General features: G+C 72.1%; 15 protein-coding genes. 14 read left to right on the plus strand and 1 reads right to left on the minus strand.

Annotated features, from left to right (window positions below):
* Nucleotides 1-126 precede the first annotated feature (126 nt).
* The 14 genes from ABZY20_RS12075 to ABZY20_RS12140 all read left to right on the plus strand — a co-directional run bounded on the left by ABZY20_RS12075 (nt 127) and on the right by ABZY20_RS12140 (nt 18,986).
* Nucleotides 127-1,644, plus strand: coding sequence for a sugar ABC transporter ATP-binding protein (locus ABZY20_RS12075; protein WP_356440313.1), 1,518 nt, complete (start codon nt 127-129; stop codon nt 1,642-1,644).
* A complete protein-coding gene (locus ABZY20_RS12080; RefSeq protein ID WP_356440315.1) occupies nt 1,641-2,660 on the plus strand; it encodes an ABC transporter permease in 1,020 nt (339 codons plus the stop codon). The genes ABZY20_RS12075 and ABZY20_RS12080 overlap by 4 nt, the downstream gene beginning before the upstream one ends.
* Nucleotides 2,661-2,677: 17 nt before the next feature.
* Nucleotides 2,678-3,724, plus strand: coding sequence for a substrate-binding domain-containing protein (locus tag ABZY20_RS12085; protein ID WP_356440317.1), 1,047 nt, complete (start codon nt 2,678-2,680; stop codon nt 3,722-3,724).
* A 55-nt stretch (nt 3,725-3,779) separates the two neighbouring features.
* Nucleotides 3,780-4,988, plus strand: a complete 1,209-nt coding sequence (locus ABZY20_RS12090; protein WP_356440320.1) for a Gfo/Idh/MocA family oxidoreductase — start codon at nt 3,780-3,782, stop codon at nt 4,986-4,988.
* Nucleotides 4,989-5,001: 13 nt separating this feature from the next.
* Nucleotides 5,002-6,000: a sugar phosphate isomerase/epimerase family protein gene (locus tag ABZY20_RS12095; protein ID WP_356440322.1), complete on the plus strand. Its 999-nt coding sequence runs from the start codon at nt 5,002-5,004 to the stop codon at nt 5,998-6,000.
* A gap of 263 nt (nt 6,001-6,263) precedes the next feature.
* Nucleotides 6,264-9,986, plus strand: coding sequence for a ThuA domain-containing protein (locus ABZY20_RS12100; protein WP_356440324.1), 3,723 nt, complete (start codon nt 6,264-6,266; stop codon nt 9,984-9,986).
* An 82-nt stretch (nt 9,987-10,068) separates the two neighbouring features.
* Nucleotides 10,069-11,322, plus strand: coding sequence for an inositol-3-phosphate synthase (locus ABZY20_RS12105; protein WP_356440327.1), 1,254 nt, complete (start codon nt 10,069-10,071; stop codon nt 11,320-11,322).
* Nucleotides 11,323-11,552: 230 nt separating this feature from the next.
* The gene (locus ABZY20_RS12110; protein ID WP_356440740.1) at nt 11,553-12,554 is read left to right on the plus strand and encodes an SCO3242 family prenyltransferase; all 1,002 of its coding nucleotides are present in this window, start codon (nt 11,553-11,555) and stop codon (nt 12,552-12,554) included.
* Nucleotides 12,551-13,567 carry a sugar phosphate isomerase/epimerase family protein gene (locus ABZY20_RS12115; protein WP_356440330.1) on the plus strand — a complete coding sequence of 339 codons (1,017 nt, stop codon included), beginning with the start codon at nt 12,551-12,553 and terminating at the stop codon, nt 13,565-13,567. The genes ABZY20_RS12110 and ABZY20_RS12115 overlap by 4 nt, the downstream gene beginning before the upstream one ends.
* Complete coding sequence (locus ABZY20_RS12120; protein ID WP_356440332.1) at nt 13,564-14,316, plus strand: EboA domain-containing protein; 753 nt, start codon at nt 13,564-13,566, stop codon at nt 14,314-14,316. Before ABZY20_RS12115 ends, ABZY20_RS12120 begins: the two co-directional genes overlap by 4 nt.
* On the plus strand, nt 14,316-15,227 hold the full coding sequence (locus ABZY20_RS12125; protein ID WP_356440335.1) for a TatD family hydrolase: 912 nt from the start codon (nt 14,316-14,318) through the stop codon (nt 15,225-15,227). The genes ABZY20_RS12120 and ABZY20_RS12125 overlap by 1 nt, the downstream gene beginning before the upstream one ends.
* Nucleotides 15,228-15,230: 3 nt before the next feature.
* Nucleotides 15,231-16,400, plus strand: a complete 1,170-nt coding sequence (gene eboE, locus ABZY20_RS12130) for a metabolite traffic protein EboE (protein ID WP_356440337.1) — start codon at nt 15,231-15,233, stop codon at nt 16,398-16,400.
* Complete coding sequence (locus ABZY20_RS12135) at nt 16,397-17,809, plus strand: nucleotide pyrophosphatase/phosphodiesterase family protein (protein WP_356440339.1); 1,413 nt, start codon at nt 16,397-16,399, stop codon at nt 17,807-17,809. Before eboE ends, ABZY20_RS12135 begins: the two co-directional genes overlap by 4 nt.
* A 118-nt stretch (nt 17,810-17,927) precedes the next feature.
* Nucleotides 17,928-18,986, plus strand: coding sequence for a sugar phosphate isomerase/epimerase (locus ABZY20_RS12140; RefSeq protein WP_356440341.1), 1,059 nt, complete (start codon nt 17,928-17,930; stop codon nt 18,984-18,986).
* A gap of 89 nt (nt 18,987-19,075) precedes the next feature.
* Here ABZY20_RS12140 and ABZY20_RS12145 read toward each other — a convergent pair whose 3' ends face one another.
* Nucleotides 19,076-20,464: an OFA family MFS transporter gene (locus ABZY20_RS12145; RefSeq protein WP_356440343.1), complete on the minus strand. Its 1,389-nt coding sequence runs from the start codon at nt 20,462-20,464 to the stop codon at nt 19,076-19,078.
* Between the last annotated feature and the right edge of the window lie 89 nt (nt 20,465-20,553).

A 20,553-nucleotide genomic window follows, 5' to 3' on the forward strand; every position in this document is an offset into this window, starting at 1 on the left:
TCCCACGCGCGGTCCTGCTCGACAGCACGGCTCACCAGCTCAACGCCCTGCCCTGCTCTGCCCTGCCCCGAACACGCCTGCTCGACAAGCGCCCTGACACCGGCCCGTCCGCCAAGGGGAATCCGCATGGCACCAGAACCACCGCTGCTCAGCATGTCCGGCATCACCAAGTCGTTCCCCGGAGTCCGGGCCCTCGACGGCGTCGACCTCGACGTCCAGGCCGGTGAGGTGCACTGTCTCCTCGGCCAGAACGGCGCCGGGAAGTCGACCCTCATCAAGGTCCTGGCCGGTGCCCACCAGCCCGACACCGGCACCATCCGATGGCGCGGCGAGCAGGTCACCCTCCGCTCGCCGATCGCCGCCATGCGCCTCGGCATCGCGACCATCTACCAGGAACTCGACCTGGTGGAGCACCTGTCCGTCGCGGAGAACGTCCACCTCGGCCACGAGCCGACCGCCGCCGGTTTCGTCGTCCGGGGCAAGGCGGCCAAGGCGTCGACGGCCGCGCTGCTCAAGCGGCTCGGCCACGGCGAGATCGACCCGGGCCGCCTGGTCGGGGAACTCTCCGCCGCCCAGCAGCAGATCGTCTCCATGGCCCGGGCCCTCTCCCACGACGTACGGCTCATCGTGATGGACGAGCCCTCCGCCGCCCTCGACCCGGACGAGGTCGACAACCTCTTCCGCATCGTCGGCGACCTGACCGCCGCGGGGGTCGCCGTCGTCTACATCTCGCACCGCCTGGAGGAGATCCGCCGCATCGGCGACCGGGTGACCGTGCTGAAGGACGGCCGGGCCGTGGCGAACGGGCTGCCCGCCAGGTCGACCCCGACCCGAGAGGTCGTCGCCCTGATGACCGGCCGCAACGTGGAGTACGTCTTCCCGGACCGGCCCGTCTCCCCGCCGCCCGGCGAACCCGTCCTGAAGGTCCAGGGGCTCTCCCGGCAGGGCGAGTTCGAGACGCTCGACCTGGAGGTGCGGCCGGGGGAGATCGTCGGCCTCGCCGGGCTCGTCGGCTCGGGCCGCTCCGAGATCCTGGAGACCGTCTACGGGGCCCGCAAACCGACGACCGGTCAGGTACTGGTCGACGGACGGGCGTTGAGGCCCGGCAGTGTCCGGGCCGCCGTGCGCGCCGGGCTCGGGCTCGCCCCCGAGGAGCGCAAGGCGCAGGCCCTGCTGATGCTGGAGTCCGTCACCCGCAACGTGTCGGTCTCCTCCATGTCCCGCTTCGCGCGCGGCGGCTGGATCGACCGGGGCGCCGAACTCGGCGCCGCCCGGGCCGCCACCCGCGAGCTGTCGCTCCGGCCCGACAACCCGTCGGTGCCCGTGCGCACCCTGTCCGGCGGCAACCAGCAGAAGGCCGTGCTCGCCCGCTGGCTGCTGCGCGGCTGCAAGGTGCTGCTGCTCGACGAACCGACCCGGGGCGTCGACGTCGGCGCCCGCGCCGAGCTCTACGCGGTCATCCGCCGGCTGGCCGACGAGGGCCTCGCGGTGCTCCTGGTCTCCAGCGAGGTGCCCGAGGTGCTCGGCCTCGCCGACCGCGTCCTGGTGCTGCGCGAGGGCCGGGTCGTCCACACGGCACCCGCGCGCGAGCTCGACGAACACCGCGTACTCGACCTGGTCATGGAAGGAAGCCCGGCGTCATGACGCAGCCCGTCTCCCCGCCGCGGGACACCGGCACCGGCAAGGTGCCCCAGGCCCAGCCCCCCGCCTGGCGCGGCCTCATGGTCCGCGCCGACGTCCGCACCCTGTCCCTGCTCGGCGTGCTCGCCGTGCTGGTCCTCATCGGCGGCATCACCAAGCCCGACGAGTTCCTCGACACCCGCAACCTGCAACTCGTCCTCACCCAGGCGTCCGTGATCGGCGTCGTCACCGTCGGCATGACCTTCGTCATCGTCTCCGGCGGCATCGACCTGTCGGTCGGCGCGATCGTCGCCCTGGCCTCCGTGTGGGCCACCACCGTCGCCACCCAGGAGTACGGCTTCGCCGGGATCCTCTTCACGGCCGTCGTCGTCGGCGTCGGCTGCGGCCTGGTCAACGGGGTGCTCATCGCCTACGGCGCGATGGTGCCGTTCATCGCCACCCTCGCCATGCTGGCCTCCGCCCGCGGTCTCGCCCTGCAGATCACCGACGGCAAGACGCAGATCGTCACCGTGCCGTCCGTCCTCGACCTGGGGGAGCGCGACGCGTACGTCCTCGGCATCCCGCCCCTGGTGCTGGTCTTCGCGGTCGTGACGGTCATCGGCTGGCTGGTGCTCAACCGCACCACCTTCGGCCGCCGCACGGTCGCCGTCGGCGGCAACCCGGAGGCCGCCCGGCTCGCCGGCATCGACGTCCGCCGCCAGCGGCTCTACCTCTACCTGCTGTCCGGGCTGTGCTGCGGCATCGCCGCCTTCCTGCTGATCGTCCTGTCCGGCTCCGGCCAGAACACCAACGGCAACCTCTACGAACTCGACGCCATCGCCGCCGCCATCATCGGCGGCACCCTGCTGACCGGCGGCCGGGGCACCATCACCGGCTCCGTCCTCGGCGTCCTGATCTTCACCACCATCACCAACATCTTCGCCCTGAACAACCTGCAGAGCGACGTCCAGCAGATCGCCAAGGGCGCGATCATCGTCGCCGCCGTGCTGGTCCAGCGCCGTACCGCGAGCACGACCTGAGGAAAGGGTTCACCGCCATGCCAGAGATCACGAGCCGCAGAGGGCTGCTCTTCGGGGCCGCCGCCGTCTCCGCCGGTGCCCTCCTCACGGGGTGCACCAGCAACGAGCCGTCCGAGTCCGAGGACGAGCCGGCCGGCAACAACCAGCCGGCCGCCGACGACAAGCCCGGCAAGCGGGTCACCATCGGCTTCGCCGGACCGCAGGCCGACCACGGCTGGCTCAACGCCATCAACGACAACGCCAAGAGCCGCGCCGAGAAGTACTCCGACGTCACCCTGGAGATCACCGAGGGCTCCAACGACACCGCCCAGCAGATCGGCCAGATCGAGACCCTCATCAACAAGAAGGTCGACGTCCTGGTCGTGCTCCCCGCCGACGGCAAGGCCCTCACCCAGGTCGGCCTGAAGGCGATGCGCGCGGGCATCCCCGTCGTCAACCTCGACCGCATCTTCAACACCCCGCAGGCCTACCGCTGCTGGATCGGCGGCGACAACTACGGCATGGGCCTCAACGCCGGGCACTACATCGGCGAGAAGCTCAAGGGCAAGTCCGACGCCCGCGTCATCGAACTGGCCGGCCTGGACAACCTGGAGCTGACCAAGCAGCGCACCAAGGGCTTCGACGACGCCCTGAAGAACTACCCCAACATCAAGAAGGTCGCCCGCCAGGCCGCCGAGTTCACCGTCGAGTCCGGGCAGGCCAAGATGGCCCAGCTGCTCCAGGCGCAGTCGAAGGTCGACGCGCTGTGGAACCACGACGACGACCAGGGCGTCGGCGCGCTGCGCGCCATCGAGCAGGCCGGACGCGACGACTTCCTGATGGTCGGCGGCGCCGGGGCCCTGTCCGCCTTCCAGGCCATCAAGCGGGACGACGGCGTGCTCAAGGCGACCGTGCTGTACCCGCCCACCATGGCCGCCTCCGCGATCGACCTGGCCCGCGCCCTCGGCCAGGGCAAGGGCGTCGGCGGCATGGCCGAGTTCGAGATCCCCGCCTCGATCACGCTCTACTCGGCCGTCGTCGACAAGACCAACGTCGACCAGTACATGCCCACCGGCTTTAAGTGATACCGCCCGCACCCCCCACGTGCGCCACCCCGACCAGGACGAGGAGGACACCCGTATGGGACAGCAAGCGCAGCCGGAAGGGACCGAGGCAGGTAAGCCGCCCCTGCGCGTGGGGATGGTGGGCTACGCCTTCATGGGCGCCGCCCACTCCCAGGGATGGCGCACCGCCGGCCGTGTCTTCGACCTGCCGCTGAACCCCGTGCAGGCGGTGATCTGCGGCCGGGACCGGTCGGCGGTGCGGGTGGCGGCCGACCGGCACGGCTGGGAGTCCGTCGAGACCGACTGGCGGGCCCTCGTGGAGCGGGACGACGTCGACCTCGTCGACATCTGCACCCCCGGCGACAGCCACGCCGAGATCGCGCTGGCCGCCTTGGCCGCCGGCAAGCACGTGCTGTGCGAGAAGCCGCTGGCCAACACCGTCGAGGAGGCCACCGCCATGGCCCAGGCGGCCGAGGAGGCCCACCGCCGCGGCCAGATCGCGATGGTCGGCTTCAACTACCGCCGGGTGCCGGCCACCACCCTGGCCCGCCGCATGGTCGCCGAGGGGCGTCTGGGCAGGCTGCGGCACGTGCGCGTGACCTACCTCCAGGACTGGCTGGTCGACCCCGCCTTCCCGCTGACCTGGCGGCTGCGCAGGGAACAGGCCGGATCCGGCTCGCTGGGCGACCTCGGCGCGCACATCATCGACCTGGCGCAGTACCTGACGGGGGAGCGGCTGTCGGGCGTCTCCGCGCTCACCGAGACCTTCGTACGCGAACGGCCCCTGCCCACCGGCGCCACCAGCGGGCTGTCCGCCGTCTCGGCCGCCGGCACCGGCGAGGTCACCGTGGACGACGCGGCCCTGTTCACGGCCCGCTTCCCCTCCGGCGCGATCGCCTCCTTCGAGGCGACCCGCTACGCCACCGGCCGCAAGAACGCCCTGCGCATCGAACTCAACGGCGAGCGCGGCTCGCTCGCCTTCGACCTGGAGCGGCTCAACGAGCTGTCCTTCCACGACGGCACCGACCCGGGCGCGGAAGCCGGCTTCCGCCGCATCCTCGTCACCGAACCCGACCACCCCTACCTGGAGGCCTGGTGGCCGCCGGGCCACGGCCTCGGCTACGAGCACACCTTCGTCCACCAGGCCCGCGACCTCGTCCACGCCATCGCCGAGGGCCGCCGCCCCGAGCCGTCCTTCGCCGACGGGCTGCAGGTGCAGCGCGTGCTCGCCGCCGTCGAGGAGAGCGCCGAGAAGAACTCCGTCTACACCCCGATCGCGGTCTGAGGAGGCCTTGAGGATGCCGCGCACCTTCACCCTGTTCACCGGCCAGTGGGCGGACCTGCCCCTGGAGGAGGTCTGCCGACTCGCCCGCGACTTCGGCTACGACGGACTCGAACTCGCCTGCTGGGGCGACCACTTCGAAGTCGACAAGGCGCTGGACGACCCCTCCTACGTGGAGTCCAGGCACCAGCTCCTCGACAAGTACGGCCTGAAGTGCTGGGCGATCTCCAACCACCTGGTCGGCCAGGCCGTCTGCGACGCCATCATCGACGAACGCCACCAGGCGATCCTGCCCGACGCGGTGTGGGGCGACGGAGACCCGGAAGGGGTCAGGCAGCGGGCCGCGCAGCGCATGAAGGACACCGCCCGCGCCGCGGCGGCCTTCGGCGTCGACACCGTCATCGGCTTCACCGGCTCCGCCATCTGGCACCTGGTCGCCATGTTCCCGCCCGCCCCCGACGCCATGATCGAACGCGGCTACCAGGACTTCGCCGACCGCTGGAACCCGATCCTGGACGTCTTCGACGCCGAGGGCGTGCGCTTCGCGCACGAGGTCCACCCCAGCGAGATCGCCTACGACTACTGGACGACGCAGAAGGCCCTCGAAGCCGTCGGCCGGCGCCCCGCCTTCGGCCTCAACTTCGACCCCAGCCACTTCGTCTGGCAGGACCTGGACCCGGTGGGCTTCCTCTGGGACTTCCGCGACCGCATCTACCACGTCGACTGCAAGGAGGCCCGCAAGCGCCTCGACGGACGCAACGGCCGGCTCGGCTCCCACCTGCCCTGGGGCGACCCGCGACGCGGCTGGGACTTCGTCTCCGCCGGGCACGGGGACGTCCCCTGGGAGGACGTCTTCCGGATGCTGCGCTCCATCGACTACCAGGGACCGGTGTCGGTCGAGTGGGAGGACGCCGGCATGGACCGGCTGCAGGGCGCGCCCGAGGCGCTGACCCGGCTGAAGGCGTTCGACTTCGATCCGCCCAGCGCGTCCTTCGACGCCGCGTTCAACAGCTGAACCGCACACCCGGCCCAGGTCGGGGGACGGGGACCGGCACCCCTGCCGGTCCCCCCTCCGACCTGCCCGGATACCGCTTTGTCCTGCACTGGGAGAAAGCTCAACCGATCCCGGCCCAAGGGGTGTTCGCCCCGGACGGACCCGGTTACCGTCCTTGAAGTGTTCAGGACATGCACACCTCCGGGGTGACGGCGCACCCCGGCGCCCGCACCGCACGACCTCACACCCACCCGTACGGCCCACCCCGTTCCCGGAGGGACTTCGTGCACAGAACCAGACCCGGAAGCACCCGCACCCCCCGACGCCCTCAGCTCCGCACCGCCGTCGCCCTGTTCACCGGACTGCTCCTGGCCGTGGGCACCCCGGCCACCGTCGCCGGCGCCCACCCGGGCCACCCGGAGCACGACGAACCGGCAGCCGCCGAGGGCCAGTTCCAGCAGGTGCCGCTCGCCAAGGGCGAACCCGAGACGGGCGAGCCGATGTCGCTCGCCGTGCTCCCCGACCGCAGCGTCCTGCACACCTCGCGCGACGGCACGCTGCGCCTCACCGACCAGGGCGGCGTCACCAAGGTCGCCGGCAAGATCCCCGTCTACACCCACGACGAGGAAGGCCTCCAGGGCGTCGGCGTCGACCCGGACTTCGCGAACAACCGGGCGATCTACCTCTACTACGCCCCGCCGCTCGACACCCCCGCCGGCGACGCCCCGGAGACCGGCACCGCCGAGGACTTCGAGAAGTTCGACGGCGTCAACCGCCTGTCCCGCTTCACGCTGAACGCCAACGGCACCCTCAACACCGCCAGCGAGAAGAAGATCATCGACGTCGCGGCCTCCCGCGGCATCTGCTGCCACGTCGGCGGCGACATCGACTTCGACGCGGACGGCAACCTGTACCTGTCGACCGGCGACGACACCAACCCCTTCGCCTCCGACGGCTACACCCCGATCGACGACCGCCCGAACCGCAACCCGGCCTTCGACGCCCGCCGCAGCTCCGCCAACACCAACGACCTGCGCGGCAAGATCCTGCGCATCAAGGTCGCCGAGGACGGCTCGTACACGATCCCGGAGGGCAACCTCTTCGCCCCCGGCACCGACAAGACCCGCCCCGAGATCTACGCGATGGGCTTCCGCAACCCGTTCCGGATGAGCGTCGACGACAAGACCGGCATCGTGTACGTGGGTGACTACGGTCCCGACGCCGGCGCCGCCGACCCCGACCGGGGCCCGGCCGGACAGGTCGAGTTCGCCAAGGTCACCGAGGCCGCCAACTTCGGCTGGCCCTTCTGCACCGGCGACAACGACGCCTACGTCGACTACGACTTCGCCACCAAGGAGTCCGGCGGGAAGTTCGACTGCGCCGCCCCGAAGAACACCTCCCCGCACAACACGGGCCTGGTCGACCTGCCGCCCGCGCAGGCGGCGTGGATCCCGTACGACGGCGGCTCCCTGCCCGAGTTCGGCAGCGGCTCCGAGTCCCCGATGGCGGGCCCGGTCTACCGCTACGACCCCGACCTCGACTCCAGCGTGAAGTTCCCCGAGTCCTACGACGGCGACTTCTTCGCCGGTGAGTTCGGCCGCCGCTGGATCAAGCGGATCGAGCAGAACGAGGACGGCTCCGTCGCGAAGATCAACGACTTCCCGTGGACCGGCACCCAGATCATGGACATGGAGTTCGGCCCCGACGGCGCGCTCTACGTCCTCGACTACGGCGTCTCCTGGTTCCAGGGCGACGAGCACTCCGCGCTGTACCGCATCGAGAACGCCGAGGACGGCTTCTCGCCCATCGCCGAGGTGAGCGCCGACAAGACGTCCGGAGCGGCAGGCCTGAAGGTCCGGTTCACCGCCTCGGCCAAGGACGCCGACTCCACCGACCTCACCTACAGCTGGGACTTCGGCGACGGCACCAAGGGCGAGGGCCTCAACCCCACCCACCGGTACAACAAGGCCGGCACCTACAGCGCCACCTTCACCGCCAAGGACCCCGAGGGAAACACCGGCAACGCCAGCATCCGCATCGTCGTCGGCAACACCGAGCCCAAGGTGCGCATCGACGTCCCGGGCAACGGCACGCTGGCCGAGTTCGGCAAGCCCGTCCCCTTCAAGGTGACCGTCACCGACCCCGAGGAGACCGTCGACTGCTCCAAGGTCAAGGTCACCTACAGCCTCGGCCACGACTCCCACGCCCACGAGCTGACCAGCGAGATGGGCTGCGAGGGCACCCTGACACCGCCCCCCGGTGACGGCGGCCACGACCCCAACGCCAACATCTACGGCGTCGTCGGCGCCAGCTACACCGACGGCGGGGCAGGCGGCCAGGAGGCCCTGACCGGCACCGCCCGCACCGTCCTGCAGCCGCTGCACCGCCAGGGCGAGCACTTCACCGCCCAGTCCGGCGTGTCCGTCATCGACAAGACCGGCGCCAACGGCGGCAAGACCGTCGGCGACATCCACGACGGCGACTGGATCTCCTTCAGCCCCTACAAGTTCGACGGGCAGAAGAAGATGACCGTGCGGGCCTCCTCCGGCGGCGCGGGCGGCTTCATCGAGCTGCGCACCGGCTCGCCCGAGGGACCGCTGCACGGCTCGGCGTACATCCCGCCGACCGGCGGCTGGGAGACCTTCCAGAACGTCGACGTGCCGCTGCGGTCGCTGCCGAAGAAGACCACCGACATCTACCTGGTCTTCAAGGGCGGCGAGGGCGCGCTGTACGACGTGGACGACTTCGAGTTCTCCACCCAGCCGTTCAAGGGCGGCAAGAAGGTCCTGGTCTTCTCCAAGACCGCGGGCTTCCGCCACGACTCCATCCCGGCCGGCATCACCGCCCTGAAGGAGCTCGGCGGCCCGGCCGGCATCACCGTCGACGCCACCGAGGAGGCCGGGCAGTTCACCACCGCCAACCTCGCCAAGTACGACGCGGTGGCCTTCCTGTCCACCACCGGTGACGTCCTCAACGCCGCGCAGCAGCAGGCGTTCGAGAACTACGTGAAGAACGGCGGCGGCTACATGGGCATCCACGCCGCCGCCGACACCGAGTACGACTGGGAGTTCTACGGCGGCCTCGTCGGCGCCTACTTCGACTCGCACCCGGCCATCCAGAAGGCCACCGTCCGCGTCGAGGACCACGACCACCCGTCGACCGCGCACCTGGACGAGGCCTGGGAGCGCACCGACGAGTGGTACAACTACCGCACCAACCCGCGCGAGCAGGCCAAGGTCCTCGCCACCCTGGACGAGACCACCTACCAGGGCGGCACCATGAAGGGCGACCACCCGATCGCCTGGTGCCAGAGCTACGGCGGCGGCCGCTCCTTCTACACCGGCGGTGGCCACACCAAGGAGTCCTACGCCGAAGAGGCCTTCCGCGCCCACCTGCTCGGCGGCCTGCAGTACGCCACCGGCCAGGTGAAGGCGGACTGCAAGCCCGGCAAGGGCTACCGGACGATCTTCAACGGCCACACCCTGGACGGCTGGAAGCAGGCCGGCCCCGGCAAGTTCGTCGTCAAGGACGGCGTGATGGAGACCGAGGGCGGCATGGGCCTGCTCTGGTACCAGGCCAAGGAGCTGAAGTCGTACTCCCTCAAGCTCGACTGGAAGATGCGGGGCGACGACAACTCCGGGATCTTCGTGGGCTTCCCGGCCTCCGACGACCCCTGGTCCGCGGTGAACAAGGGCTACGAGATCCAGATCGACGCCACGGACGCCCCCGACCGCACCACGGGCTCCGTGTACTCCTTCAAGTCGGCCGACATCAAGGCCCGTGACCAGGTTCTGCGGCCGCCCGGCCAGTGGAACTCCTACGAGATCAAGGTCCAGGGCGAACGCCTCCAGGTGTTCCTCAACGGAGTGAAGATCAACGACTTCACCAACAAGGACCCCGAGCGGAGCCTGACCGACGGCTACATCGGCCTGCAGAACCACGGCGCCGACGACCAGGTCTCCTTCCGCAACATCCAGCTCAAGGAACTGCCCGTCCAGGGCCGGTGAACGGCGGCGGGCGGGGGACGCCGGACCCCCGCCCGCCGTCTCCCCCCTCCCCCCGGGTTCGCGTACGACCAGGAGGCTGCCCATGTCCGCGTCCCTTCCCCGACCGCGTGTGGGGGTGTGGCTGATCGGAGCCCGAGGCTCCGTCGCCACCACCGTCGTCACGGGGTGCGCCGCCGTGACCGCGGGACTGCACCCGCCCACCGGCATGGTGACCGAGACCCCCGCGTTCACCGACAGCGGCCTGCCCGCCCTGTCCGACCTCGTCTTCGGCGGCCACGACACCCTCGACTGCCCCCTGCCCAAACGCGCCGAGACCCTGACCGCCGGCGGCGTCCTCCCCCCGGGCATCGCCACCGCCGTCGCCGCCGAACTCAGCGCCGCCGACCGCGAGATCAGGCCCGGCGGCCCCACCCCCGGGGACACCAGGAGCGAGGCCGAGCTGATCGAGGCCTTCGCCCACGACATCCGCGACTTCACGCACCGCCATGCGCTGGAGCGGACCGTGGTGGTCAATGTCGCCTCCACCGAACCCGCCTCCCAGGGCCCCGGCGCCCCGCTCCCGGCCAGCACCCTCTACGCCCTGGCGGCCCTGCGCGCCGGCTGCCCCTACGTCAACTTCACCCCCTCCGAGGGCATGCACCACCCCGCCGCCGCCCGCGAGGCCGAGCACAGCGGCCTGCCCCACGCCGGCCGCGACGGCAAGACCGGGCAGACCCTGCTGCGGGCCGTGCTCGGCCCGATGTTCGCCCAGCGGGCGCTGACCGTACGGGCCTGGTCCGGCGCCAACCTGCTCGGTGGCGGCGACGGCGCCGCCCTCGCCGACCCGGCCGCCGCCGCGGCGAAGAACGCCGGCAAGGAACGGGTCCTCGCCGACACCCTCGGCACCGTCCCCGAGGGGGAGGTCCACATCGACGACGTCCCCGCCCTCGGCGACTGGAAGACCGCCTGGGACCACATCGCCTTCGACGGCTTCCTCGGCACCCGCATGATCCTCCAGACCATCTGGCAGGGCTGCGACTCGGCACTCGCGGCGCCCCTGGTGCTCGACCTGGCCCGCCTGACCGCCCGCGCGCACGAGACCGGTCTCTCCGGCCCCCTCGACGCGCTCGGGTTCTACTTCAAGGACCCGGTGGGGGACGGACCGTCGGCACTCGCCGAGCAGTACGGGGAACTGGTGCGGTTCGGACGGCGGCTGGGAGACGCCGGCCCGAGCGGGGACGCCGGCCGGGGCGGGGAGGCGCGCCGGAGCGGGGACGCCGGCCCGAGCGGGGAGGCCGGCCGAAGTGGGGACGCCGGCCCGAGCGGAGACGCCGGCCGGAGCGAGGAGGCGCGGTGAGGCCGCCCGCGCGTTCCTGCCGGTGCCTGGACAGCGCGGGGAGCAGCCCCGCCGCCGAGGACGGCGCTCGCGGCCGGGGACCGGAGGCGGCCCCGCGCGACCACCGAGCCGGAACGGCCGCCGCCGAGGCCCCGCCGCCCCGGTACCGCAGCGACCCGGCGGACACCGCCCCCGCCGCACCGCCCTGCGACTGCCTCGACCGCTCCCGCCGAGGACGTGCCTGGGCCGAACTGCTGCGCCTGCCGGCCCTGTTCAGTGTCCCCGGCGATGCCCTGGCCGGCGCGGCCGCGGCCGGTGGGACACCCGGTTCCCGCACCCTGCTCGCCATCGGCTCCTCCCTCTGCCTGTACGAGGCCGGCATGGCCCTCAACGACTGGGCGGACCGCGAGGTCGACGCCGTCGAACGCCCGCACCGCCCCCTGCCCTCCGGCCGGATCCGTCCCGCCGCCGCACTCACCGCGGCCTGTGCCCTCACCGGAGCCGGGCTGGCCCTGGCCGCCGGCGCCGGCCGCCCCGCCCTGGCCGTCGCCGCCCCCCTCGCGGCCACCGTGTGGGCGTACGACCTCGGCCTGAAGCACACCCCGGCCGGACCCGTGGCCATGGGCGCGGCCCGCGGTCTCGACCTGCTCCTGGGAGCAGCGGCCACCACCGGCCGCACCCGCCCGGCACTGCGCTCCGCGGTCCTCCTCGGCACCCACACCGCCGCCGTCACGACGGTCTCCCGCCAGGAGGCCCGGGGCGGCTCACCCCTTGCGCCGCTGGCGGCCCTCGCGACGACGGCCCTGCTGACCCGCCTGGTGACGCGCCGGCCGACGACGACCTCGCTGACCGGCCCGGTGGCGCGGCGGTTGACGGTGGCTCTGCTGACCCGTCCGGTGGCGCACCGATCCGTGGGTGCGGGGACCGGCCGCGGCCGCCCTCAGGCCACGGACGGCAGGCTCCGGCTGACGGGGACGCGTCCCGCCCGTGAGCACCCGGGGCCGAGGGCCGCCGATCTGCTCGCCGGCGCCTGCGCAGCCGCCTACGCCGCGACCACCGCCCGTCCTTACCTCCACGCCACGCTCAACCCCTCACCTCCCCTCACCCAGCGCGCCGTCGGCGCCGGCATCCGCGCCACCATTCCCCTCCAGGCTGCCCTCACCGCCCGCTCCCGGGGCACGGCCACCGCCCTCCTCATCGCCGCCCTCGCCCCGCTCGGAGCGAAGTTCGCGAAGAAGGTGAGCGTCACATGAGCCCGGAAGCCCGCACCTCCCCGAGCAGAACCCAAGCGGCCCCACGAGCGACCGCAGGCCGGCCCGACGCTCTCCCTCCCCTCCGCTTCGGCTACGGCACCAACGGCCTCGCCGACCTCCGACTCGACGACGCGCTCGCCCTCCTCGCCGACCTCGGCTACGACGGTGTCGGCCTGACCCTCGACCACATGCACCTAGACCCGCTCGCCCCCGGCCTGGCCACCCGCACCCGCCGGGTCGCGCACCGGCTGGACGAGCTCGGCCTGGGCGTCACCGTGGAGACCGGCGCCCGCTATGTGCTCGACCCGCGGCGCAAGCACGGACCGTCCCTGCTCGACCCGGACCCCGCCGACCGGGCCCGCCGCGTCGACCTGCTGATCCGGGCGGTCCAGGTCGCCGCCGACCTCGGCGCCCACGCGGTGCACTGCTTCAGCGGCGTCCTCCCGGCGGGCACGGACGCCGACACCGCGTGGAAGCGCCTGGCCGAGGCCCTCGCCCCGGTCCTGGACGCCGCCGCCCGCGCCGGTGTCCCGCTCGCCGTCGAACCCGAGCCCGGCCACCTCCTCGGCACCCTCGCCGACTTCCACCACCTCCGCCGCACCCTCGGTGAACCCGAGCCGCTCGGCCTCACCCTCGACATCGGCCACTGCCAATGCCTCGAACCCCTGCCGCCAGCCGACTGCGTGCGCGACGCCGCGCCCTGGCTGCGCCACGTCCAGATCGAGGACATGCGGCGCGGCGTCCACGAGCACCTGCCCTTCGGGGACGGGGAAATCGACTTCCCGCCGGTGCTGGAGGCCCTCGCCGCCACCGGCTACCAGGGCCTGACCGTCGTCGAACTGCCCCGCCACTCCCACGCCGGCCCGCACTTCGCCGCCCAGTCCCTGCCGTTCCTCCGCCACGCCGAGCAGACCGCGGCCACCGCGCCGCCGGCCCCCGCTCCGGCCCCGCAGCAGACCGCGCCACCCCACGGCGCTCCCTCCACCACCCCTGAAGGGAGCAGCACCCCATGACCCACCCCCGCCCCACCCCGGCGGCGAGAACCGAGAGCAGCCGCAACACCCCCAGCGCCGCAGCCCACACCGGCCCGGCCGGCCCCGACACGTCCTTCACCACGCTCCCCTCGCTCGCCGACCTCCGTCACCGCCTCACCACCGGCCTCGACCCGGCCGCCCGCACCTGGCTGGAGCACGCCCTGGAGGAGGCCGCCGCCCACCCCGGCCTCCACGGGCCGATCTCCGCCTGGGAGCTGCGGCTCGCCGAGGCCGGCCGCCGCTGCGGGGGCGCCCACGCCGACGCCGCACGGGTCCTCATCCTCGACGCGGCCCACGCCGGCACCGACGCCCTGACCCGGGTGTACTTCCAGGGCACCGCCGACGAGCGCCGCGCCGTCCTGCACGCCCTGCCCCACCTCGTGTCCGGCCCCGGCGCCCTCCCGCTCGTCGAGGACGCCCTGCGCACCAACGACACCCGCCTCCTCACCGCCGCCGTCGGCCCCTACGCCGCACGGCACCTGGACGCCCACGCCTGGCGTCACGCCGTGCTGAAGTGCCTGTTCACCGGCGTCCCCGTCGACCATGTGGCGGATCTGGACCGGCGGGCCCGCGGCGACGGCGAACTCGCCCGCATGCTGGGCGACTACGCCGCCGAGCGCACCGCCGCCGGCCGCCCCGTCCCCGGGGACCTGTACCGCGTTCTGGACCTGACCGAGTCCGCGACCCCGGCCACCGGCACGGACCACCCCCACGGCAAGGAGTCCTGATGCGCATCTTCGACCCCCACATCCACATGACGTCCCGCACCACCGACGACTACGAGGCCATGTACGCCGCGGGTGTGCGCGCCGTCGTCGAGCCCTCCTTCTGGCTCGGCCAGCCCCGGACCTCGCCCGCCTCCTTCCGTGACTACTTCGACTCCCTCCTCGGCTGGGAGCCCTTCCGCGCCGCCCAGTACGGCATCGCCCACCACTGCACGATCGCCCTGAACCCCAAGGAGGCGAACGACCCGCGCTGCGTGCCCGTCCTCGACGAGCTGCCCCGCTATCTCGTCAAGGACAACGTCGTCGCCGTCGGCGAGATCGGCTACGACTCCATGACGCCCGCCGAGGACGCCGCGCTCGCCGCGCAGCTCCAGCTCGCCGCCGACCACGGCCTGCCCGCCCTCGTGCACACCCCCCACCGCGACAAGCTGGCCGGTCTGCGCCGCACCCTGGACGCCGTCCGGGAGTCCGCCCTGCCCGCGGAACGCGTCCTGGTCGACCACCTCAACGAGACCACCGTCAAGGAGGCCAAGGACAGCGGCTGCTGGCTGGGCTTCTCCGTTTATCCCGACACCAAGATGGACGAGGAACGGATGGTCGCGATCCTGCGCGCCTACGGGCCCGAGCAGGTCCTGGTCAACTCGGCCGCCGACTGGGGGAAGAGCGACCCTCTCAAGACCCGCAAGGTCGGCGACCTGATGCTGGCCGAGGGCTTCGACGAGGACACCGTCGACCGCGTGCTGTGGCGCAACCCCGTCGCCTTCTACGGCCTGAGCGGCCGGCTGAACCTCGACGTCACCGGCACGGCGGCCACCCACGAGGGCAACTCCGTCCTGCGCGGCGTCCCCAAGGACCCGCAGCAGCCGAACCCCGGCCCAGAAGCGCCGGAACCCGTCCCCGCCGCGGAGGCGTGAGCCATGCGCTTCCGCCACCCCGACGGCACCACCGTCCACCTCGCCTACTGCACCAACGTCCATCCCGCCGAAACCCTCGACGGCGTCCTCGCCCAGCTCCGCGACCACTGCGAACCCGTCCGCCGGCGCCTGGGCCGCGACCGGCTCGGCATCGGCCTCTGGCTCGCCAAGGACGCCGCCCACGCCCTCGTCACCGACCCGTCGGCGCTGCGCCGGCTGCGCACCGAACTCGACCGGCGCGGCCTCGAGGTCGTCACCCTCAACGGCTTCCCCTATGAGGGCTTCGGCGCCGAGGAGGTCAAGTACCGCGTCTACAAGCCGGACTGGGCCGACCCGGAACGCCTCGACCACACCACGGCCCTGGCCCGCGTCCTCGCCGGGCTGCTCCCCGACGACGTCACCGAGGGCAGCATCTCCACCCTGCCCCTGGCCTGGCGCACCGCCTACGACGACGAGCGCGCGGAGACCGCCCGCACCGCACTGCGCACCCTCGCCGAGCGCCTGGACGCCATCGAGGAGCTGACCGGCCGCTCCCTGCGCGTCGGACTGGAACCGGAGCCCGGCTGCGTCGTCGAGACCACCCGCGACGCCCTCGCCCCCCTCACCGCGATCGGCCACGACCGCATCGGCATCTGCGTCGACACCTGCCACCTCGCCACCTCCTTCGAAGACCCGCACACCGCCCTGGACGCGCTCACCGAAGCCCGCGTCCCCGTCGTCAAATCCCAGCTCTCCGCCGCCCTGCACGCCGAACACCCCCATCTGCCCGAGGTCCGCGAGGCCCTCGCCGCCTTCGCCGAACCCCGCTTCCTGCACCAGACCCGCACGGCCACCGCCGCCGGGCTGCGCGCCACCGACGACCTCGACGAGGCCCTCTCGGGCGGCGCCCTGCCCGACGGCACGCCCTGGCGCGCGCACTTCCACGTCCCCCTGCACGCGGCCCCCGCCGCGCCCCTCACCTCCACACTCCCGGTCCTCAAGGCCGTACTGAACCGGCTCGTCGGCGGCCCGGCCCCGCTCACCCGGCACCTGGAGGTCGAGACCTACACCTGGCAGGCCCTCCCGCCCGAGCTGCGCCCCAAGGGCCGCTCCCAGCTGGCCGAAGGCATCGCCGCCGAACTCGCCCTCGCCCGCGACCTGCTGACGGACCTCGGCCTGAAGGAGCTGCCATGAGCACCCGCGCGGACACGGCCCCGGCCACCGCCGGCCGCCCCACCCCGCTCCTCGTCCTCGACGTCGTCGGCCTCACCCCCCGTCTCCTCGACCACATGCCCCATCTGAAATCGCTCGGCCAGTCCGGCTCCCGCGCCCCGCTGGGCACCGTCCTGCCCGCCGTCACCTGCGCAGCCCAGTCCACGTTCCTCACCGGCACCATGCCCTCGGAGCACGGCATCGTCGGCAACGGCTGGTACTTCCGCGAGCTCGGCGACGTCCTCCTGTGGCGCCAGCACAACGGGCTCGTGGCCGGCGACAAACTCTGGGACGCCGCCCGCCGCGCCCACCCCGGCTACACCGTCGCCAACATCTGCTGGTGGTACGCCATGGGCGCCGACACCGACATCACCGTCACCCCCCGTCCCGTCTACTACGCCGACGGCCGCAAGGAACCCGACTGCTACACCCGGCCGGCGGCCCTGCACGACGAACTCACCGACCGATTCGGCACGTTCCCCCTGTTCCACTTCTGGGGCCCCGGAGCGGACCTCGTCTCCAGCCGGTGGATCATCGACGCGACCCGTCACATCAACCGCACCCGGCACCCCGACCTGACGCTCTGCTACCTCCCTCACCTCGACTACGACCTGCAGCGCTTCGGCCCCGACGACCCGCGCTCCCTCAAGGCGGCCGCCGACCTGGACACCGCACTCGCCCCGCTGCTCGACGACGCCCGCACCGAGGGCCGCACCGTCGTCGCGCTGTCCGAGTACGGCATCACCCGCGTGAACCGGCCCGTCGACATCAACCGGGCGCTGCGCCGCGCCGGTCTGCTGGAGGTGCACACGCAGGACGGCATGGAGTACCTGGACCCGATGGCGTCCCGCGCCTTCGCGGTCGCGGATCACCAGATCGCCCACGTCTACGTGCGCCGCCCCGAGGACCTCGACGCCACCCGGGCCGCCCTCGACGGACTGCCCGGCATCGAGCAACTCCTCGACGACGAGGGCAAGAAGACCCACCACCTCGACCATCCGCGCGCCGGCGAACTCGTCGCCGTGGCCGAACCGGACGCCTGGTTCACGTACTACTACTGGCTCGACGACGACCGCGCGCCCGACTTCGCACAGCTCGTCGAGATCCACCGCAAACCCGGCTACGACCCGGTCGAGCTCTTCATGGACCCCCTCGACCCCTACGTCAAGGTCAAGGCGGCCACCGCGCTGGCGCGCAAGAAACTCGGCATGCGCTACCGCATGGCGGTCGTGCCCCTCGACCCGTCACCTATTCGCGGCAGCCACGGCCGCCTTCCGCAGAGCGACGACGACGGTCCGCTCCTCATCTGCTCCACCCCCCGCGCTGTCGGCGACCGCGTCGCGGCCACCGATGTGAAGTCACTGCTGCTCCGACTCGCCGGTCTCACCTGAGGCTTCAGCCGCAGCCGCACAACACGGCCGCAGCCACAGCCACAGCCCTCAGATCCGACTGGTCACAAGTGAAGCACTCACCACTGACAACGCCCCGCGATCACGAGGAGTTCCACGCATGAGCCGCTTCTCCCAGCCCGACCCCGAGCTCGGCCACCGCCTCAGCAGACGAGGCATGCTCGGCGTGGCGGCGGGCGCCACCGCCGCGACCCTGCTCGGCGCCGCCGCCCCGGCGACCGCCGCCACCGGCGACACGACGGCCGCCACCGGCACCGCGTCCGGCGCCAAGGGCCGCGGCCGCCCCGTCCTGCCGCCCGGCCGCCTCGGCATCCAGCTCTACAGCCTGCGCGACAAGGTCTCCACCCTCGGCTTCGGCCCCGTCTTCGCCGAACTGGAGAAGTACGGCTACGACGAGGTCGAGTTCGCCGGCTACACCCAGGGCTCGGCCGGCCCCATCACGCTCGCACAGCTCAAGCGCCTGGCCCGCAGCCACGGCCTGAACCCGATCGGCAGCCATGTCGGCTACTACTCCGACGACCCCAACGCCTACACCTTCGCGCAGAACCTCACCAAGGTCCTCGACGACGCCCAGGCCCTCGGCCTCAAGCACATCGGCACGGCCGCCGACCCATTCCGCTACGGCTCGACCGTCGACGCCTGGAAGCGCGCCGCCGAGGACTTCAACACCTACGGGGCGGCGGCCAGGGCCCGCGGCATGAAGTTCTACCAGCACAACCACTCCGAGGAGTTCTCCTTCGCCACCGACGATCCCAAGGTCCGCCTCTACGACGTCCTGCTGAAGGAGACCGACCCGGACCTCGTCTACCTGGAGATGGACATCTACTGGGCGTACGTCGGCCAGTTCCGCTTCTCCAGGCGGCCCGACGGCACGGCCGCGCCGTTCGAGCCGCTCGACTACGTCCTGCGGCAGCCCGACCGCTACCCCCTGTTCCACGTCAAGGACGGCGAGAGCGACCCGTCGAACCCCTACGGCTACCGCATGACCGACGTGGGCGACGGCGACATCGACTACCAGCGGTTCATCTCCGCCGTGACCCGGCTGCGCGGCCACCGCATGGCCCACCACTGGCAGGCCGAGCACGACAACCCGAACGAGTCCTTCACGTTCGCGCGCCGCTCCAGCGCGCACCTGCACTCGCTCCGGGAGAAGTGCTGACCGCCGTACGCGCATGAGGAGGCCCCTCCCCGGGCGGGGGAGGGGCCTCCTCACCCGTGGGACCGCGGCCCACGGGACGGACCGGCCGGTCAGGCCACGTCCTCGCCGAGCGGCCGGGGGTTGGGCGAGATGCGGCGCTTCTCCTTGTCGCGTCCCGGCGGGGTGAGGAACAGCGCCACGCAGCCGGCGAACAGGGAGATGGACCCGGCCAGGACGAAGGCACCGGAGTGCCCCCAGGCGCCGACGACCACGGCACCCATGCCGGCGCCCAGTCCGGAGACGAGCTTGGCGCTGTAGACCATGCCGTAGTTGGACGCGTTGTTGTTCTCACCGAAGTAGTCGGCGGTCAGTGCGGCGAACATCGGGAAGATGGCGCCGCCGCCGAAGCCGGAGATGGAGGAGAAGACCAGGAACAGCGGCAGGTTCCCGGCGTTCGCCGACCAGAGGATGCCGTACTGGGACAGGCCCAGGATGACGCACACCACCAGCAGGCACCGCTTGCGGCCGTAGAGGTCGGAGAGCCAGCCGATGACACCGCGGCCGGTGCCGTTGACGATGGCCTTCAAGGACATGGCCGTGGCGACGACGCCGCCCGCGAACCCGGCCTCCTCGCCGATCTCCACCTGGAAGGCGATGCCGAAGATGTTCACCCCCGACGTGCACGCCAGGCAGAACCACATCAGGGCCACCCGGCCGGTCTGCCACGCCTCCTTGGGGGAGTACTGGCGCACCGCCGGCGGGTTCATGCGCAGCGAGCGGGCCGCGCGCGGGTCCTTCGGCGGGTTGAGCGGGTCGATGTCGGCGGGCCACCAGTTCTTCGGAGGATCCCTGAAGAAGTAGCCGGAGAACGCCACGATCCCGGCCAGGAACACGCCCACCGAGACCAGCACCCAGCGGAAGTTGGTCAGGTCCATGTAGCCGTTGAAGAGGAAGACGAAGGGCACCGAACCATAGGCGAAACCGCCGTTGACGAAGCCGGTCTTGCCGCCCTTGCGCTCCGGGTACCACTTGCCGACCATGTTGACGCAGGTGGCGTAGACCATGCCCGCGCCCATGCCGCTGAACATGCTGAAGCCGATGTAGGCGAAGACGACGTGCGGTGCGAACGCCAGTGACAGGTAGCCCATGAGGGTGCCCGCCGCGCCGCACATCATGGCCCAGCGGGCCGGGAGTTTTCCGCTCTCCCGCAGCTTGCCCGCGGGGAAGGCCACCGCGGCCTGGAAGAAGACCCAGACCGTCATCATCCAGAAGATGTGCATGCTGTTCCAGCTGTGCGCCGTGTGCAGCGTCTCCTCGGCCGACGCGAACGCGTACTCGGCGGAGGAGATGCCCATCATGCCGATCCACGGCAGGATCACCATCCACTTGCGCTTGCGCCCCATGATGTCGATGTCGGTCTCACCGAGGCGGTAGACGCGGCCGTTCGCGTCGGTGACCTCCCGGTAGGGAACCGTGGTGGGCAGCTCGGTCGTTGTCATGTCGTGTCGCACCCCTTGCGTCGAAAGATCTGGCCAGCGCCCCCTGTCCCATGCCTTTCGTGCGCGTGCGGGTCCCGGGGCCGGCCGAC

The organism is Streptomyces sp. NPDC006624 (genome assembly GCF_040611555.1).
Lineage (GTDB): Bacteria > Actinomycetota > Actinomycetes > Streptomycetales > Streptomycetaceae > Streptomyces.

Coding starts and splice junctions, on each gene's coding strand:
- ABZY20_RS12075 (WP_356440313.1), top strand. CDS start 127: ATGGCACCAGAACCACCGCTGCTCAGCATGTCCGGCATCACCAAGTCG.
- ABZY20_RS12080 (WP_356440315.1), top strand. CDS start 1,641: ATGACGCAGCCCGTCTCCCCGCCGCGGGACACCGGCACCGGCAAGGTG.
- ABZY20_RS12085 (WP_356440317.1), top strand. CDS start 2,678: ATGCCAGAGATCACGAGCCGCAGAGGGCTGCTCTTCGGGGCCGCCGCC.
- ABZY20_RS12090 (WP_356440320.1), top strand. CDS start 3,780: ATGGGACAGCAAGCGCAGCCGGAAGGGACCGAGGCAGGTAAGCCGCCC.
- ABZY20_RS12095 (WP_356440322.1), top strand. CDS start 5,002: ATGCCGCGCACCTTCACCCTGTTCACCGGCCAGTGGGCGGACCTGCCC.
- ABZY20_RS12105 (WP_356440327.1), top strand. CDS start 10,069: ATGTCCGCGTCCCTTCCCCGACCGCGTGTGGGGGTGTGGCTGATCGGA.
- ABZY20_RS12115 (WP_356440330.1), top strand. CDS start 12,551: ATGAGCCCGGAAGCCCGCACCTCCCCGAGCAGAACCCAAGCGGCCCCA.
- ABZY20_RS12120 (WP_356440332.1), top strand. CDS start 13,564: ATGACCCACCCCCGCCCCACCCCGGCGGCGAGAACCGAGAGCAGCCGC.
- ABZY20_RS12125 (WP_356440335.1), top strand. CDS start 14,316: ATGCGCATCTTCGACCCCCACATCCACATGACGTCCCGCACCACCGAC.
- eboE (WP_356440337.1), top strand. CDS start 15,231: ATGCGCTTCCGCCACCCCGACGGCACCACCGTCCACCTCGCCTACTGC.
- ABZY20_RS12135 (WP_356440339.1), top strand. CDS start 16,397: ATGAGCACCCGCGCGGACACGGCCCCGGCCACCGCCGGCCGCCCCACC.
- ABZY20_RS12140 (WP_356440341.1), top strand. CDS start 17,928: ATGAGCCGCTTCTCCCAGCCCGACCCCGAGCTCGGCCACCGCCTCAGC.
- ABZY20_RS12145 (WP_356440343.1), bottom strand. CDS start 20,464: ATGACAACGACCGAGCTGCCCACCACGGTTCCCTACCGGGAGGTCACC.